Origin of the sequence: Phenylobacterium sp. (assembly GCF_019636135.1) — a bacterium.
In the GTDB taxonomy this organism is placed as follows: Bacteria; Pseudomonadota; Alphaproteobacteria; order Caulobacterales; family Caulobacteraceae; genus Phenylobacterium.
The window spans coordinates 1-15,926 of record NZ_JAHBYD010000050.1 but is presented as its reverse complement, the minus strand read 5'-3'; the positions used below and the strand labels follow the sequence as shown (position 1 = coordinate 15,926).

Below are 15,926 nucleotides of genomic sequence, written 5' to 3'. Positions count from 1 at the left end.
GACCCGCACGCCGCCCACAGTGCGCCGGCCGCGCCGCCGGCCGCGGCCACGCCAGCGCCGCCGATCCCGACCGATCATCCGGCCGAGCGCTTCTTTCCCGCCGACCGCATGGCCGCCGCCCGCGAGCAACTGCGCCGCGAGCACGGCGATGTCGCCTGGACGACCGTGATGGTGGAGACGGCGGAATACCGCCCCTCGGGCGGCGCCGACGGCTATGCCTGGGAAGGCCGCGTCTCGTTCGGCGGCGACATCGACCGCGCGCTCCTGAAGACCGAGGGCGAGAGCGCGGGTCACGGGCTCGAACAGGCCGAGGTCCAGGCGCTGTGGGCGCACGCCATCGGCCCCTATTTCGACGTCCAGGCCGGCCTCCGCCAGGACATCCGGCCGCGGCCGCGCCGCACCTATGCCGTCCTCGGCGTCGAGGGTCTCGCGCCCTACTGGTTCGACGTCGAGGCGCACGCCTTCCTGTCGGACAAGGGCGACCTGACGGCCCGCCTGGAAGGCGCCTACGACCTGCGCCTCACCCAGCGCCTGATCCTGGAGCCCCGCGCCGAGGCCAAGCTCGCGGCGCAGGACGTGCCCGCGCTGGGCGTCGGCGCCGGCCTCTCGGACATCGAGCTGGGTCTGCGCCTGCGCTACGCGGTCACGCCCGAGTTCGCGCCCTACGTCGGCGTGATCTGGAGTCGCAAGCTGGGCGACACCGCCGACTTCGCGCGCGCCGCCGGCGACGATCCCGACGACACGCGCCTGGTGGTCGGCCTGCGCGCCTGGTTCTGACAACCCCACAAACGTCATCCCGCGGCTTGTCCGCGGGATGACGTTCGAAGGGAGGGGAGACCGATGAAGCCTCCCCACCGACCCGCTAGTGCGCTGCGCCTGAGATCTCGTCCTTCACGGCGCGCGTGCCGGCGCCGGCGATGGCCGAGGCCTTGTCGCGCAGGCTGGCGCCGTCGCCGGCGGGGCCGGTCTGGCGATGCAACTCGCCCTTGACCTGCTCGTAGGCCCGGGTCGCGACCTCCTGCACCTCGCCGATCCGGGCCTTCGCCGCTTCCGCCGCCTTGGTCCGCGCCGGGCCGAAGTACCGCCGCTCGACCGGCGTGGAGGGCAGAGCCGCGCCGATGGCCGCGCCGACCGCCAGGCCCAGGGCGCCGATCACCAGCGGCTCGGCGTCCAGCGTGTCGTCGAACCGGCGCCTGGCGTAGTCGCCGTACTCGCCGGCCTTCTCCTTGGCCGCATCATACAGGTCCCCGGCCTTGCCGCGCGCGTCGCTGACGCTGTCGCCGGCCGCGTGGGTCGCCTGCGAGAGCCTGGCCTTCGCCGCCTCGGCGGTGTGCGCCAGCTTCGCCTTCGCCTGTTCGGCCCGGGCGCGGACCTTGGCGCGGACGCCCTCGTCCTCGCCGTCGTAGCCCTCGTAGGTGGGGTAGTAGCCCTCGCCGTTCGCCATCTCGCCCGCCAGGCCGCTGCGCGGCCGGCGCGTCTGCGCCACCGCGAGCCAGGCCAGGCCCAACCCGATCAGGGCCACAGGGATCGGGTTCTCCCTGAGCTGTTCCACCGCCGTGGTCAGCACCTTGTTGCTGGCTCCGTTCATCATCCTCGTCGCCTCGTCGAACAGTTCCTGGGGTTCCTGGACCTTCTCGCGCAGGGCCTCGACCGTCCGGTCGATGCGGCCGCGCGTCTCTTCCACTTCACGCTCGATATCCGCCGAGGTCTTGGTCATGGCCGTTCTCCCTTGATCAGTCCGGCGTCCTTGCGGAGTTGCCGCGCGGTGCGGTCGGGTTTCAGTCCGTCGAGCGAGATCGCCTTCATGCCGGCGCGCACGAGCAGGTAGCCGACCGCGGCTACGCCCAGGCCCACCAGCAGCGACGCCCAGATCGGGTCCATCAGCTTCGACAGCGCCAGCACCAGCGCCTGCAGCAGCACCAGCAGCGCCGCCACCAGCAACAGCCCGCCGGCGGCGATGTCGCCGATCGCCTTGGCCGCCCGGCTCACCTTCTCGGAGAGCTCGGCGCGGATCAGCTCGGATTCCTTGCGCATCAGCCCGGCGAGGTCCGAGCCCAACTGGCCCAGGAGATCGCCGATGCCGGAACCGCGCGGCGCGGAGCCCCCGTCCATGGCGCTAGCGGCCTCCCGGCGTGGCGGCCGGATCGGCCTGGGTCAGGTCGGTCTGACCGTCGCCGAGGCCCTGCGTCGGCTGCGCGGCCGGGTCGGAGCCCGTCAGGTCGCCCAGGTCGTCGGCGATCGGCGCCGCCAGGCCGCCGCTCGCGCCGAGCTCGGCCGGCCCGTCGAAGGCGTCCTCCTCCACGTGGGCGAGGTCCTGCTCGCTCAGGTGGAAGCGCATGTGCGGCTTCTCCGACGCGCGCACGAACCGCCCGATGGCGATGCCGGCCAGCACGGCGCCGCCGATGAACGCCGCGGGATTCCTGCGGCCGAAGTCGCGCACGGCGTCCACGAGGTCGCCGGGCTCCTTGCCCGCGAGGTTGCGCGACAGGCTCTCCAGACCGTCGGCGGCCTGGCGCACGATGCGCGAGGCCGGGCTCTGGTCGGCGCTCGCCAGTTCGTCGCCGGCCCGGCGCACGGCGTTGGCGAAGTCGCCCAGGGTCCTGGCGCCGGCCTGCGCGCCCCTATGCGCCTCGCTGCGGACCCGGTCCTGCGCGGCGCTGGCGAAGCTCTGCGCCTCGGCCTTCAGCGTCTCGCCGGCCTGGCCAAGCAGTTCGCGGGCCTGCCCCGTGCGGCTCGTCGCGCCCGTCGTCCCTGTGATGCCGGTGTCGATGTCGCTCATGATCCGCTCCGCTGTCAGGCGCAGGGCGACCGTCCCGGCCGCCCACTCGATCCGACAACGCACGAACCCGCCCGCCGGTCGCATGTCCGCGAACAGCAAAGCTTTCTTTTTTCAGGAAGACTTTGAAAATCCGCTCATCCCGGGATGAGCGGGATGATGCTTAGCGGCGACGCCGCGCGATGGTGATGCCGAGCGCCAGCCCGATGGCGAGCCCCAGCGCGCCCATGGCGAGCGCCTCCCGCTCGAAGGCCGCCTCCACCGTGCGCTGAGCCGCCGCGAGGCGCCGGCGCGCGACCCGTGCGCGGCCGTCCTCGTCGTAGCCCTCGTAGCTGTCGTAAGGCCCCGCCAGCCCCTCGGGCTTCAGATGCCGGGCCAGTTCCGCGGACTTCCTGCCCAGCTTGCGAGTCGTGTCGTCGAACACACCCATTTCCACACCCTGTCGCCCTCGCCGCATCGAACGCACGCGCGGTCGTTGGCTTTCGCTTCTATACGAAAGGTATGACGCGACTCTTTCCAGCCCTCATTTTCGCTTTCGCCGCGGTTTCCGCCGCGTCGGCGCAGGAAATCTCCGCCGAGCGGCTTTCCGACATCACCCGCGAACTGGCCTCCGAACCCTATGCAGGGCGCGCGCCGGGCGGTCCGGGCGAGCAGAGGACCATCGACTTCATCGTCTCGGAATTCAGCAAGCTGGGCCTGGAGCCGGCGGGCGACGACGGGGGGTGGACACAGGACGTGCCCCTCTGGCGCTACCAGACGAAGCCCGGCGGGACCTACACCCTGGCCGTCGGCGGCCAGGCGAAATCGCTGCACGAGCAGGCCGACCTGCGCATCGAGACCCAGCGGCCGGTCGAGCGGGTGGCGATCCGCGCCGCGCCGCTGGTCTTCGTCGGCTACGGCGTCACCGCCCCCGAGCGCGGCTGGGACGACTTCAAGGGCGTGGACCTGAAGGGCAAGATCGCGCTCGTCCTCATCAACGACCCCGACTTCGAGGCGAAGGACGGCGAGCCGGTGGCCGGCAGGTTCGGCGGGCGCGCGGCCACCTTCTACGGCCGCTGGGTCTACAAGTACGAAGAGGCGGTCCGGCGCGGCGCGCTGGGCATGCTGATCGTCCACGAGACCGCCGGCGCGGCCTATGGCTGGAACACGGTCGTGGCCAGCAACAACGAGAGCTACGACGTGGTCCGCAAGGACCCGGCGAAGGACAAGCTGCTGCTCCAGGGCTGGATCCAGCGCGACCTGGCCGTCGACCTCTTCCGGCAGGCGGGCCTCGACTTCGAGGCCGAGAAGGCCCGCGCCCGCACCGCCGGCTTCACGCCCGTCACGCTGAAGGGCGCGACCTTCTCGGCCGACTACCCCAACAGCTTCACGCGGCTGGAGAGCCGCAACGTGCTGGCGAAGATCACCGGCGCGAAGCGGCCCGACGAGACCATCCTCTACGCCGCCCACTGGGACGCCTACGGCGTCGGCCCCGCCTCGCCCGACGGCGCCACGATCCGCCCGGGCGCGGTCGACGACGCTGTCGGAGTCGCCGGCGTGATCGAGACGGCCAGGGCCTTCAAGGCCGGCCCCGCGCCCGACCGCAGCATCCTCTTCGCCGCCTGGACCGCCGAGGAGCGCGGCCTGCTGGGCAGTGAGTACTGGGCCCAGGCGCACGAGGCGGAACTGCCGAAGATGGTCGCCAACTACACCTACGACGTCCTGCAGACCGCGGGTCCCGCCCGCGACGTGGTCCTGGTCGGCGCCGGCCAGAACCTGCTCGAAGCCCACCTCGCGACGGTGGCCGCCAGGCACGGCCGCACCATCACCCCCGACCCGCGCCCCGAACGCGCCCTCTTCTACCGCGCCGACCACTTCTCGGTGGCCAAGCGCGGCGTGCCGACCGTCCTCTTCATGGGCATGAGCGGCGGCGCCAACCTGGAAACCGGCGGGCGCGCGGCCGGCGACCGCTGGGTCGAGGACTACACCGCCAGATGCTACCACCAGACCTGCGACCGCTGGGAGCCCGGCCAGGACTATCGCGGCGGCGCCGCCGACGTCCAACTCGCCTTCGAAGCCGGCCGCGACCTGGCCAACTCGACGACCTGGCCCGACTGGAACGACACCTCGGAGTTCAAGCCCATCCGCGCGAAGAGCGCCGCGGAACGGCGGTAGCAACCACGAAGGGCGCCAAGCCACTTCGCCCTGAGAAGCCGCGAGGCGGCGCCTTCCGATTCGATGAACCGCGGAATACGCGGAATGGCGCGGAAAGCGCCGGTGCAGATTCCGCGTTCTTCCGCGGTTCCAAATGACTGAGCCTCCGCTTCTGCGGAGGCTCGAAGTGGGACCTGGAGTTCCTCTCCAGCTAAACCGCCCGTTCAGGCTCGGTTCAGGCGGCTTGCGCGTTAACTGGCTCCAACATCAGGAGGCATCCATGCGCAAGTTCATCGCCTCGGCCCTGGCCGCGCTGACGTTCGGCGGCGCCGTGCTGGCGGCGGCCGCGCCGGCCCAGGCCGACAGCCGTTATCGCTACTACCGCCACCACTCGAGCGGAAACACCGCCGCCACGGCCGCCATCGCCGGCATCGCGGGCCTCGCCATCGGCGCGGCCATCGCCGACGGCAACCGAGGCCGCTCCAGCAGCTACTACTCCAGCGGGTATTCCTCGCGCGGCTACTACGACAACGGCTATCGCTACGACCCGCGCGACGACGGCTACTACGGCAGCTACTACGACCGCGGCCCGCGCACCTGCGTCACCCGCGAGCGGGTCTGGGACCCCTACATCCGCCGCAACGTGATGATCGAGCGCAGCTACCGCTGCTAGACCATTCGGCGCTTAGGCAGGTCCGAGGCCGGGAAGCCGAATGGTCTAAATCCTAAGCGAAGGTCTTGAGCCTTCGACGATCACATGCTCCTGCCCCCACCACAGCGGTGACCTGGGCAGGTCGATGAACCGCTTCTCGTCCTCGAGCAGCATCGCGCCCGCCGCCTGGGCCTCCGGGCGGCGGCCGTTTTCCGCGAGCGCCTCCAGGCTGTCGAACCACAGCTCGGCCACGCCGTCGTACTCGGCCGGCGCGTCGCGGCTGGCGCGGATGCCCGCGCTGGCCTCTTCCGGCAGGCTGTGCATCTGCACGTAGCGGCGGATCCTCAGTGTCTCGGCCACGCTCGCCACCAGCGGCGCGTGCGTCCCGCGCCAATAGGCCTGGAAGTCGGCGCGGCTCAGATGCGGCAGCCGCACGAGGCAGAACGTGAGCTTGATCATGGCAGGTCCCTTCGTCCCCGCAGCCTAGCATGCGAGTTGCCTCGCCAGGCTGCGCCGGCCACGCTACCGTAAGGTGCAAGGTGCTTGAGGGGCGCGATGTCACCGCCGTCCGACGATCCCGAAGCCGCGAGGCTGCGCGCCCGCGTGGCCGAGCTCGAGGCTGAGCTCGCCGCCAAGCCGCCGATCGACCGCCTCAGCCTCTACCGCATGGTCAACGCCGCGCCGTGGGGCGTGATGGCGATCAACGCCGAACGCCGCCTCGACTACGCGAACCCCGCCATGCAACCCTGGCTCGCCGCGCCGTCGCCCGCCATTGGGCTGGACGAGGCCGAGGCCGTCGGCCCGGCGCTCCGCGGCATCCTCGCCGACCCGGTGGCCGAGGCCCTGGGCGGCCGCGAGTTCGCCACCGAAGCCTCGCTGCGCGACATGACGGGCCAGGCCCGCGACGTGCGCCTGCACGTCTCCCCGCGCGGCGGCGGCAAGACGCCCGTCACCGGCGCCATCGTCAGCCTCTACGACGTCACCGAGACCCAGGCGCTGGACCGCAGCGTCCGCGAGAACGAGGCGCGGCTGAACCACATCAACGCCGTCACGCCCACCGCCAACTACATCTTCGACTACGCCGAGGGCCGCGTAACCTGGGCCGCCGGGATGATGGAGGCGGTCTACGGCTATACCGCCGAGCACATGCAGGCCTCGGACCGCGCCTTCTTCCGCGGCCTCATCCACCCAGACGACCTGCAGAAGGTCATCGACCGGGTGGTCGCGCTCTCCCGCCGGCCCGACGGGTCGGTGATGGAGATCGAACTCAGGGTCCGCCATCCCGACGGGAACTACCGCTGGATCCTCGACCGCGGCGCCGTCTTCGAGCGCGACGCCGCGGGCCGGGTCGCCAAGACGCTGAACGCCGCCATCGACATCGACGAGCGCAAGCGCGCCGAGGAACGCCGCATCCCGCTCATCAACGAGTTGAACCACCGGGTGAAGAACACCCTGGCCACCGTCCAGTCGATCGCGCGCCAGACGCTGCGCGCCGGCCGGCCGCACGAGCAGACCATCGACCTCTTCACCGCCCGCCTCGTGGCGCTCTCGGCGGCGCACAACGTCCTGACCCGCGAGAACTGGCAGGGCGCCGGCCTGCGCGCCATCGTCGACGAGGCGCTGGAGCCCTTCGCCGCCCGCGCCGAGCGGCGGATCCAGGCCGAGGGGCCGGACGTGCGCCTCTCGGCCCGCGCGGCCCTGGGGCTCGCCATGGCGCTGCACGAACTGGCCACCAACGCCGCCAAGTACGGCGGGCTCTCGAACGACGTGGGCCGCGTCGAGCTCGAATGGCGCGTGACCCGGGCCGCGGCCGGCCCACGGCTGGAGATGGAGTGGCGCGAGCAGGCCGGGCCGCCGGTCTCCACCCCGCTGCGCGGCGGGGTGGAGACCGGCTGCTCACCCAGGGCCTGCGCGCCGAGCTGGGCGGGACCGCCGAACTGGACTTCGCCGCCGACGGCCTCGTCTGCCGAATCTCCGCCCCGCTGGACGCGGGCGCGGCCGAGCGACCGGCGCCGGCGACGACCGCCGCCGCCCCGACCTGAGATCGTCGCACGCTGGCTCGCATCAGCCGAACGGATGATCCGCCGCCGCTCGGCGGCGCGGGGCGGATGGGGGGCGGCCCGGGGCGGCATAATCCAAATGGATGATGCTGGCGCGACCGGCTCGGGCCAGCCTATGGTCGAAGTGCAACCGGGTCGCCGAACGCCGTTCGCGGCCCGAGACGGGGCCGATCGTGTACGCATCCTCGCAAGAGCGTCCGGTCGACGGACTCCGCGCCGCGGCGCCGGGCCCGTCGCGCCGGCCCGGGTCGACGATGCGGGCGGCCGCCCGCGCGGGCGTCTGAGCCCATGCTCGACGACGCCGATCCGCTGGTCGACGCGATCTACGCCACGGCCCTCGAACCCGACCTCTGGCCCGCGGTGATCGCCCAGGTCGCCGACCGCGTCGGCGGCAACCTGCCGGCGCTCACCCGCTTCGACCTCGCGGTCGGCCGGGGCGAGGTGATGGCGCCTCGGTCCGACCCGGCCACCATTCCCGCCTATGAAGAGCACTACTGGCGGACCAACCCCTTCACCCTCGTCGAGGGCGTCGAGAGCTACGTCGCCGGCTGGCGGCCCGGCGTCGGGGCGCGGCGCGACCGCATCGACTGGGACAGCTACCTGCGGACCGAGTACTTCAACGACTTCCTCGGCCCCCAGGACGTCGGCGAGGGCCTCTTCATCCGCATCGCCCTCGACGGCCAGATCGCCACCACCCTCAACGTCGGGCGCTCGCTGGCGCGCGGCGGCTTCGAGGCGTCCGAGGTGGCGGCGGCCGAGGCGCTCGTCCCACACCTCGCGCGCGCCCTGCGGGTCGGCCGCATCCTGGCCGACGCCGGCGCCAGCCCCGACCTCGCCGAGGCGCTCGAACGCTCGACCCGGGCCGTCCTGATCGTCGACGTCCGCGGCGCCGTGCGGTTCGCCAACGCCGCCGCCGAGCGCCTCCTGGCCACGCGCCGCGGCCTGCGCGTCTTCCAGGGCCGGCTCGCCGCCGACTCGCCCGAGGCCGGCCGCCAGCTCGAACGGCTGATCGGCGCCGCCGCCGGCCTCGACGGCCAGCGCGTGGGCGGCGCCCTGCGCGTTCCCCTGCCCGAGACGCGCACGCCGCTCTCGGTGCAGGTGTCGCCGGTGGGCGTGACGCGCCACCCGGTGCTCGGCGGCCGCCACATGGCGATGGTCTGCGTCAACGACCTCGAAGCCGAGCTGGCCGCCCCGGCCGATGCGTTGCGCGAGCTGTTCGACCTGACGCCCGCCGAGGTCCGGCTCGCCGCCGCGGTCTTCGAGGGCCTGACCCTGGCCGAGGCCGCCGGGCGCTTCGGCGTCAGCGCCAACACCGTCCGCTTCCAGCTCGCCCGCATCTTCGACAAGACCGGCGTCTCCCGGCAGGCCGAGCTCGTGAAGCTGATGATGCGCCTCGCCGACGGTCCGGGCTGCTAGATCAGGACCCTGAGCCGAACGCGGTTGACAGCCTGGAATCCAGTATTTACTAAACTCCCAACAACTGGATTTACGAGATCTCGCCATCCGGATCGAAGGCCCCGACCCCAGGCCTTCCAGACTCCGCGACCCCACACCCTCCCCCTGGCAGCGGGGATTTCCGGATGGCGAGCCCCAGACGACGATTCGAGGACGACCGTTGCGCGCCACGCCCACCCGCTACGTGATCCGCTGGTCGCGACTGACGGAGATGGTGGCGCTGGCGGCATCGGCCGCAGGGGTGGTCGCGGCGGTCGCGCGGCTGGTCTGAACGAGCGCGACGCCGGTGCGCCGGCCGGGCGGAGTGCTTAACCCTTCCAGGGTGGCCACGGGTGTGTGAGCGCGCCCGGAAACCACCTTCCGCGACCGCGACCGCCGGTGTTTGCTGAAGAAAATTCGGCGAATCGGGCGCCGTTAACGCGGATTCAGCCTCTTTGATAAAGTTACCTTAAACGGCCGACGGCCAAGGTCCGACGGTAAGGGCGCTCCAACCCCCCAGCGCGCCCGGAGCCGGAGCAGTCCAGTGTCGGAGACGACTGGCGACGGCGTGAGGCCGCTGAAGGTCCTGCACGTCGATGACGACCCGATGAACCTGCGCGTCGTGCAGGAGATCCTCGGCGCCTTCGGGCACCAGGGGGTGATCGCCTGCTCGGGCCACGACGCCCTGGAGCGCCTGGCGGTCGAGGCCTTCGACCTCGTCCTGCTCGACATCCACATGCCCGGCATGACCGGCATCGAGGTCATCCAGCGCCTGCGCGCCTCGCCGGGGCCCGAGCGCAGCGTGCCCGTCATCGCGCTCACCGCCGACATCTATTCGCGCCGCCCGGCGGAATACATCGCGCTGGGCTTCTCCGACTTCGTGTCGAAGCCGATCCTGGTCTCGGGCCTGATGGCCTCGATCAAGCGCTGCGTCGCCGCCGCCCCCGCCGCCCTGAGCCGCGCGGGCTGACCTCGGAACGCGCCGCAGGCGCCGTATCTTTCAACCACGAACCACACGAAAGGCACGAACACTCAGCAGATGGGGCGAGGCATTGCGTCTCTCGCCCGCAGGGCCTGTTCGTGTCTTTCGTGTGGTTCGTGGCCGAATCGATGGCGACGACGCGCCCGGAGCGTCGCCGGTCAGTCCGCGTCCGCCTCGACCGGCTTCCCGGCGAGGGGCGCGGGGCCGCCGTCCAGGGCCAGGCGCAGCTTCCCGCGATCGAGCTGGCCCTCCCAGCGCGCCACCACCAGGCTGGCCACCGCATTGCCGACGAAGTTGGTCAGCGCGCGGCACTCGCTCATGAACCGGTCGATGCCGAGGATCAGCGTCATGCCCGCCAGCGGCACCGTCGGAACCACCTGAAGCGTGGCCGCGAGCGTGATGAAGCCCGCGCCCGTCACCCCCGCCGCCCCCTTCGAGCTCAGCATCGCCACGCCCAGCAGCAGGAGCTGCTGCTCCAGGGTCAGGTCGATCCGCATCGCCTGGGCGATGAACAGCGCCGCCAGCGTCATGTAGATGTTGGTGCCGTCGAGGTTGAACGAATAGCCGGTCGGCACGACGAGGCCCACGACCGGCTTGGCCGCCCCGGCCCGCTCCATCTTCTCCAGCAGCGAGGGCAGCGCCGCCTCGGACGACGAGGTCCCGAGGACCAGCAGCAGTTCCTCCTTCAGGTAGCGGATCAGCTTCAGGATCGAGAAGCCGTTCAGCGCCGCGATGGCGCCCAGCACCACCAGCACGAAGAGGATCGAGGTGATGTAGAAGGTCGCCACCAGCCCCGCGAGGCTGGCCACCGACTGGATGCCGTACTTGCCGATCGTGAAGGCGAAGGCCCCGAACGCCCCGATCGGCGCCGCGCGCATGAAGATCGCCACCAGCCTGAAGAACGCCTGGGCCGCGGAATCGAGGACCTGCAGCACCGGCCGGCCCTTCTCGCCGATCATCGCGAGCGCGATGCCGAACGGGATGGCGAAGAACAGCACCTGCAGGATGTTGCCCTCGGCGAACGCCCCCGCGACCGAGCTCGGGATCACGTCCATCAGGAAGCCGACGATCGTCAGGTCGTGCGCCTTCTCCGCGTAGCCGGTGACCTTGGCCACATCCAGCGTCGCCGGGTCGACCGCCGCCATCGCCCAGCCGGGATGGACGGTGTTGGCCACGATCAGCCCCACCACCAGCGCCAGGCTCGACACGGCGATGAAGTAGGCGAAGGCCTTCACGGCCGTGCCGCCCGCCTTCCCCAGGTCGCGCATGTGGGCGATGCCGGTCGTGACCGTCAGGAAGATCACCGGCGCGATGATCATCTTCACCAGCTTGATGAAGGCGTCGCCCAGCGGCTTCAGCGCCTCGCCCGTCGCCGGCCAGACGTGGCCGATCAGCGCCCCCAGCGCGATGGCCGCGATCACCTGCACGTAGAGATGCGTCCAGAGCGGCTTCCGCGCCGCGCCCGCCGTGTCGCTCACCCTCGATTCCCCCGGATCGTTCGCGCGACCCTAGCAACAGGCGCGGGACGCGTCTTGCCCGCTTGACGCCCGGCCCCGAAGCGCCCGGGATGGCGGCGGCAAGGGGGAGCGACATGACGAACGAGGTTTCCGGAGACCGCCGCGTGCTGCTGGCGGCCATGGGCCTGGGCGCGCCGATGGGCCTGTTCTCCTGGGCCGCCGAGGCCGCCGCCCCGCCCGCGCCCCGGAAGCGCCCGGCGCCGCTCGCGAAACGGCCCGGCGTGAAGCCGCGCAACATCGTGGTGATCCTGACCGACGACCACCGCTACGACGCCCTCGGGTTCCTGAAGGCGCAGCCCTTCCTGGAGACGCCGAACCTCGACCGGCTGGCGTCCGAGGGGGTCCACTTCAAGAACGCCATGGTCACGACGGCGCTCTGCTCGCCCTCGCGCGCCTCGATCCTCACCGGCCTCTACGCCCACCAGCACCGCGTGGTGGACAACAACCATGCCATCGACCCGGGCCTGACCTTCTTCCCCGAGCATCTCCAGCGCGCCGGCTACGAGACCGCCTTCATCGGCAAGTGGCACATGGGCCCCGAGGGCGACGACCCGCAGCCGGGCTTCGACCACTGGGTCAGCTTCAAGGGCCAGGGGACCTACCTGCCGAACCCGAGCGGCCTGAACGTCGACGGCCGCAAGGTCGCGCAGCAGGGCTACATCACCGATGAGCTCACGGACTACGCGCTGAAGTGGCTGGAGGGCCGCAAGGGCGACCGGCCCTTCTTCCTGTTCCTGTCGCACAAGGCCGTGCATTCCGACTTCGTGCCCGCCGAACGGCACAAGGGCCGCTACGCCAAGGCGCCGTTCCGCTACCCGGCCACCCTGGCGCCGCCGGCCGATCCGGGCACGCGGCCGCGCTGGGTGCAGGACCAGAGGAATAGCTGGCACGGCGTTGATTTCCCGTACCATTCCCGTATCGACATCGCCGACTACTACCGTCGCTACGCCGAGACCCTGCTGGCCGTCGACGAGAGCGCGGGCCGCGTGATGGACCACCTGGAGGGGCGCGGCGCCCTCGACTCCACCCTGATCCTCTACATGGGCGACAACGGCTTCGCCTTCGGCGAGCACGGCCTGATCGACAAGCGCACCGCCTACGAGGAATCGATCCGCATCCCCATGCTGGCGCGCTGTCCGGACCTCTTCCGCGCGGGCACGGTCGTGGAGCAGGTGGTGGCGAACATCGACGTCGCGCCGACCCTGCTGGCGGCCGCGGGCCTGAAGGCCCCCAAGGGGCTCGCCGGCGCCGACGCCCTGCCCCTGGCCCGGGGCGAGGCGGTCCCGTGGCGCCAGTCGCTGCTCTACGAGTATTACTGGGAACGGAACTTCCCGATGACGCCGACGGTCCACGCGGTGCGCGAGCAGAGGTACAAGTACATCCGCTACCACGGGCTCTGGGACATCGACGAACTGTACGACCTCGAGGCCGATCCGCTCGAAGCCGAAAACCTGATCTTCAGCCCCGGCCACGAGGCGATCGTGAAGCAGTTGAACGGCCGCCTCTTCGACATGCTGGCGGCCACCGACGGCGGGGACATCCCGTTGCCGCGCGATGCGGGCTTCCGCGCCATGCTCCGGCGGGCGGACGGCGCGCCACAGGGTCCCTTCCCGCCGCAGTTCACCCGGCGGGCCGGCCCCGGCACGCGATAGAAACATCCGCGCAAAACGGCTGGTCCAGGCTTCGAAGACAGGGAATCCTGCGCGCCATGAGAGTCCGGCCGACCGGACCCGGCCCCTGGGGGAGGATGAGACGATGCTCGACCGACGCAGCCTGCTGCTGGGCGCCGCCGCCGCGGGGTTCGCCGCGCCCCTGTCTGCAAGCCGGGCCTGGGCGAGGATCGCGGTGCAGCCGCCCGCCTCCGCCGGCTTCTCGGCCGCGGGCGTCGCGAAACTCAACAGCGAGATGCACGCCCTCGTCGACCAGCAGAAGCTGGCCGGCGTGGTCACCCTGCTGGCCCGCAAGGGCAAGGTCGTGAACCTCGACGCCTACGGGAAGCAGGACGCGTCCGGCCCGGCGCCGATGGCCACGGATTCCATCTTCCGCATCGCCTCGATGACCAAGCCGATCACGGGCGTGGCGATGATGCAGCTCTGGGAACAGGGCAAGTGGAAGCTCGACGACCCGGTCGCCACGCACATCCCCGAGTTCGCGGGCCTCAAGGTGAAGGCCGGCGACACCCTGGTCGACCCGGCCACGCCGATGACCATGGCCCAGCTCATGAGCCATACGGCCGGCTTCGGCGTCAGCGCCGTCTACGACAAGGCGGGCCTCAACGAAACCGACCTGCAGGGCATGATCGACAAGCTGGCCAAGCTGCCCCTGGTCAGCCAGCCGGGCACGGACTGGGCCTATGGCCCTTGCGTGAATATCCAGGGCTATGTCGTTGAAAAGCTGTCGGGCATGGATCTCGCAGACTACTTCCAGCGCCACATCTTCGATCCCCTGAAGATGCCCGACACCCAGTTCTGGGTGGACCCGTCGAAGCTGTCGCGCCTGGTGCGGATCCATACCTACGACGCCGCCGGCAGGATCGGCCCGGCCGCCGACACGCCGCGTCCCGCCACCAGCAAGCCGCGCTTCCTGGCCGGGTCGGGCGGCCTCGTCTCCACGGCCTCGGACTACTTCCGCTTCTGCCAGGCCCTGCTGAACGGCGGCGAGCTCGAAGGCGCGCGCGTGCTGAAGCCCGAGACCGTCAGGCTCATGCGCAGGTCGGTGCTGCGGCCCGGCGTCGGCGTCGACCTCTACGGCCCCGTGCAGAAGGGGATCGGCTTCGGCCTGGACTTCGCCGTCCACGAGCGCCCGGCCGAGAGCGGCCTGCCGCAGGGCCAGGACAGCTACTGGTGGGGCGGCGCCTTCGGCACCTGGTTCTGGATCGACCCCACCCACGACATCGTCTTCGTCGGCATGATCCAGAACATCCGCGGCTCGGTCCCGGGCGGCGGCACGCCCGACCTGCGCCTGATCTCGCCCACCGCGGTCTACGCCGCGCTCACGGACAGGAAGGGCTGAGCATGCGCGCCCTCCTCGCCCTGGCCGCCCTCGCCTTCGCCGCGACGGCGGCCGCCGAGACGCCCTACAAGGCGCCCCGGAACGCCTTCGGCCAGCCCGACCTGGAGGGCGTCTGGACCAACGCCTCGCTGACCAGCCTGGAGCGCGGCCCGCAGTTCAGGACGCTGACCATCACCGAGGCCCAGGCCCAGCAGGCCGAGGCCCTGCGCGCCCGCATGATGGCCGCCCAGAACCGCCCGTCCGACCCCGCCGCCGGCGCGCCCGCGGCGGGCGACGATCCCGGCGGCTACAATTCGTTCTGGGTCGATCCCGGCACGCGCATGGGCCGTATCGCCGGCGAGGTGCGCACCTCCTGGCTCGTCGAGCCCGCCGACGGCAAGCTGCCCTACACGCCCGCGGGCTGGAAGCTCTACCAGGACACGCTGACCCAGGTGCGCAACACCTTCGACGGGCCCGAGGCGCGGCCGCTGGGCGAACGCTGCATCCTGGGCTTCGGCTCCACGGCCGGCCCGCCGATGATGAACGTGCTCTACAACAACCATTACCAGATCCAGCAGTCGAACGACGCCGTCGTCATCGTGGTCGAGATGAACCACGACGCCCGCGTGATCCGCCTGGCCGACAGGCGCCGCCTGCCCGCCGCCGAACCCGAGTGGATGGGCAAGTCGCTCGGCCGCTGGGAGGGCGACACCCTCGTGGTCGAGACCACCGGCTTCAATCCCGGCGAGTCCCTGCGCCCCTACTTCGGCGCCAGCCTCTTCCTCTCGCCCGACGCCAAGGTGACCGAGCGCTTCACCCGCATCGCCAGGGACCAGATCCTCTACCGGTTCGAGGTCGACGACCCGAAGGTCTACAGGCAGGTCTGGAAGGCCGAGATGCCCCTCAACGTGGCCAAGGGTCCTGTCTACGAATACGCCTGCCACGAGGGCAACTACTCGCTCCCCGGCATCCTGGCCGGCGCCCGCAAGGCGGAGTCGGAGGGCCGCAAGCCCGACGCGGTCGAACTGTCGGAGTAGCGCGTCACCACCAGGCGAGGTCGACGCGGCGCTTGCCGACGATGAGGCCCTTCACGCGGGCCTTGCCGTCGCGGCCGATGGACAGGACCGCATAGCCCGGCGGCTCGCTGCCCGGCCGAACACGCCGCAGGTCGGCCTCCACCGCCTCGGCGCCTTTCTGGTCCAGGTGGATGCGGTCGACGCCGAGGTCGAGGTCGACCGTCACGCTGGGCGCCGCCTCGGGAACCGGACCCCCGGCCGCCCTGGCCGCGGCGGCCAGCGCCGCCCGCTCGGCGATCGACCCCACGCCCGGGTAGCACGACACCCGGCCCAGCACCGTCACCTCGCCGAGGCGGGCCGCCACC

At 71.4% G+C, this 15,926-nt stretch carries 16 protein-coding genes; 9 read left to right on the top strand and 7 right to left on the bottom strand.

Translation table 11 applies throughout. The features are described 5' to 3' along the window. Positions 1–777 (top strand): copper resistance protein B (locus KF737_RS21950; protein ID WP_296460540.1); only part of this gene is annotated, 777 nt, incomplete at its 5' end. An 85-nt stretch (positions 778–862) separates the two neighbouring features. Here KF737_RS21950 and KF737_RS21945 read toward each other — a convergent pair. The 4 genes from KF737_RS21945 to KF737_RS21930 form a co-directional block, all read right to left on the bottom strand. Continuing rightward, complete coding sequence (locus tag KF737_RS21945) at positions 863–1,717, bottom strand: DUF3618 domain-containing protein (protein WP_296460537.1); 855 nt, start codon at positions 1,715–1,717, stop codon at positions 863–865. Then, positions 1,714–2,112, bottom strand: a complete 399-nt coding sequence (locus KF737_RS21940; protein ID WP_296460534.1) for a phage holin family protein — start codon at positions 2,110–2,112, stop codon at positions 1,714–1,716. Before KF737_RS21940 ends, KF737_RS21945 begins: the two co-directional genes overlap by 4 nt. Before the next feature lie 4 nt (positions 2,113–2,116). Beyond that, the gene (locus tag KF737_RS21935; protein ID WP_296460532.1) at positions 2,117–2,779 is read right to left on the bottom strand and encodes a hypothetical protein; all 663 of its coding nucleotides are present in this window, start codon (positions 2,777–2,779) and stop codon (positions 2,117–2,119) included. Positions 2,780–2,939: 160 nt separating this feature from the next. Further along, the gene (locus KF737_RS21930; protein WP_296460529.1) at positions 2,940–3,206 is read right to left on the bottom strand and encodes a hypothetical protein; all 267 of its coding nucleotides are present in this window, start codon (positions 3,204–3,206) and stop codon (positions 2,940–2,942) included. Positions 3,207–3,277: 71 nt separating this feature from the next. On the opposite strand from KF737_RS21930, the gene KF737_RS21925 reads away from it, so the two are divergent. Together KF737_RS21925 and KF737_RS21920 are read left to right on the top strand one after the other, a co-directional pair. Continuing rightward, the gene (locus KF737_RS21925; protein WP_296460526.1) at positions 3,278–4,930 is read left to right on the top strand and encodes a M28 family peptidase; all 1,653 of its coding nucleotides are present in this window, start codon (positions 3,278–3,280) and stop codon (positions 4,928–4,930) included. Positions 4,931–5,189: 259 nt separating this feature from the next. Then, complete coding sequence (locus KF737_RS21920) at positions 5,190–5,582, top strand: hypothetical protein (RefSeq protein ID WP_296460523.1); 393 nt, start codon at positions 5,190–5,192, stop codon at positions 5,580–5,582. A gap of 45 nt (positions 5,583–5,627) precedes the next feature. Here the strand turns inward: KF737_RS21920 and KF737_RS21915 are convergent, their stop codons facing one another. After that, positions 5,628–6,020, bottom strand: coding sequence for an EthD domain-containing protein (locus KF737_RS21915; protein ID WP_296460520.1), 393 nt, complete (start codon positions 6,018–6,020; stop codon positions 5,628–5,630). A 96-nt stretch (positions 6,021–6,116) separates the two neighbouring features. Between KF737_RS21915 and KF737_RS21910 the strand changes: the two genes are divergently transcribed. The 3 genes from KF737_RS21910 (at position 6,117) to KF737_RS21900 (ending at position 10,025) form a co-directional block, all read left to right on the top strand. Continuing rightward, positions 6,117–7,985, top strand: coding sequence for an HWE histidine kinase domain-containing protein (locus tag KF737_RS21910; RefSeq protein ID WP_296460517.1), 1,869 nt, complete (start codon positions 6,117–6,119; stop codon positions 7,983–7,985). Further along, a complete protein-coding gene (locus tag KF737_RS21905) occupies positions 7,910–9,037 on the top strand; it encodes a helix-turn-helix transcriptional regulator (protein ID WP_296460514.1) in 1,128 nt (375 codons plus the stop codon). The genes KF737_RS21910 and KF737_RS21905 overlap by 76 nt, the downstream gene beginning before the upstream one ends. A gap of 562 nt (positions 9,038–9,599) precedes the next feature. Further along, positions 9,600–10,025 carry a response regulator gene (locus KF737_RS21900; RefSeq protein ID WP_296460511.1) on the top strand — a complete coding sequence of 142 codons (426 nt, stop codon included), beginning with the start codon at positions 9,600–9,602 and terminating at the stop codon, positions 10,023–10,025. Between the two features lie 170 nt (positions 10,026–10,195). Here the strand turns inward: KF737_RS21900 and KF737_RS21895 are convergent, their stop codons facing one another. After that, the gene (locus KF737_RS21895; RefSeq protein ID WP_296460508.1) at positions 10,196–11,515 is read right to left on the bottom strand and encodes a dicarboxylate/amino acid:cation symporter; all 1,320 of its coding nucleotides are present in this window, start codon (positions 11,513–11,515) and stop codon (positions 10,196–10,198) included. A gap of 113 nt (positions 11,516–11,628) precedes the next feature. Here KF737_RS21895 and KF737_RS21890 point away from each other — a divergent pair, with 113 nt between their 5' ends. The 3 genes from KF737_RS21890 (at position 11,629) to KF737_RS21880 (ending at position 15,582) form a co-directional block, all read left to right on the top strand. Further along, positions 11,629–13,206, top strand: a complete 1,578-nt coding sequence (locus KF737_RS21890) for a sulfatase (protein WP_296460506.1) — start codon at positions 11,629–11,631, stop codon at positions 13,204–13,206. 103 nt (positions 13,207–13,309) lie between these two features. Further along, positions 13,310–14,566, top strand: coding sequence for a serine hydrolase (locus KF737_RS21885; protein WP_296460504.1), 1,257 nt, complete (start codon positions 13,310–13,312; stop codon positions 14,564–14,566). Positions 14,567–14,568: 2 nt separating this feature from the next. Continuing rightward, positions 14,569–15,582, top strand: coding sequence for a hypothetical protein (locus KF737_RS21880; RefSeq protein WP_296460499.1), 1,014 nt, complete (start codon positions 14,569–14,571; stop codon positions 15,580–15,582). Positions 15,583–15,586: 4 nt separating this feature from the next. Here KF737_RS21880 and KF737_RS21875 read toward each other — a convergent pair. Then, on the bottom strand, positions 15,587–15,926 hold a 340-nt coding region (locus KF737_RS21875; RefSeq protein ID WP_296460495.1), incomplete at its 5' end, for a hypothetical protein.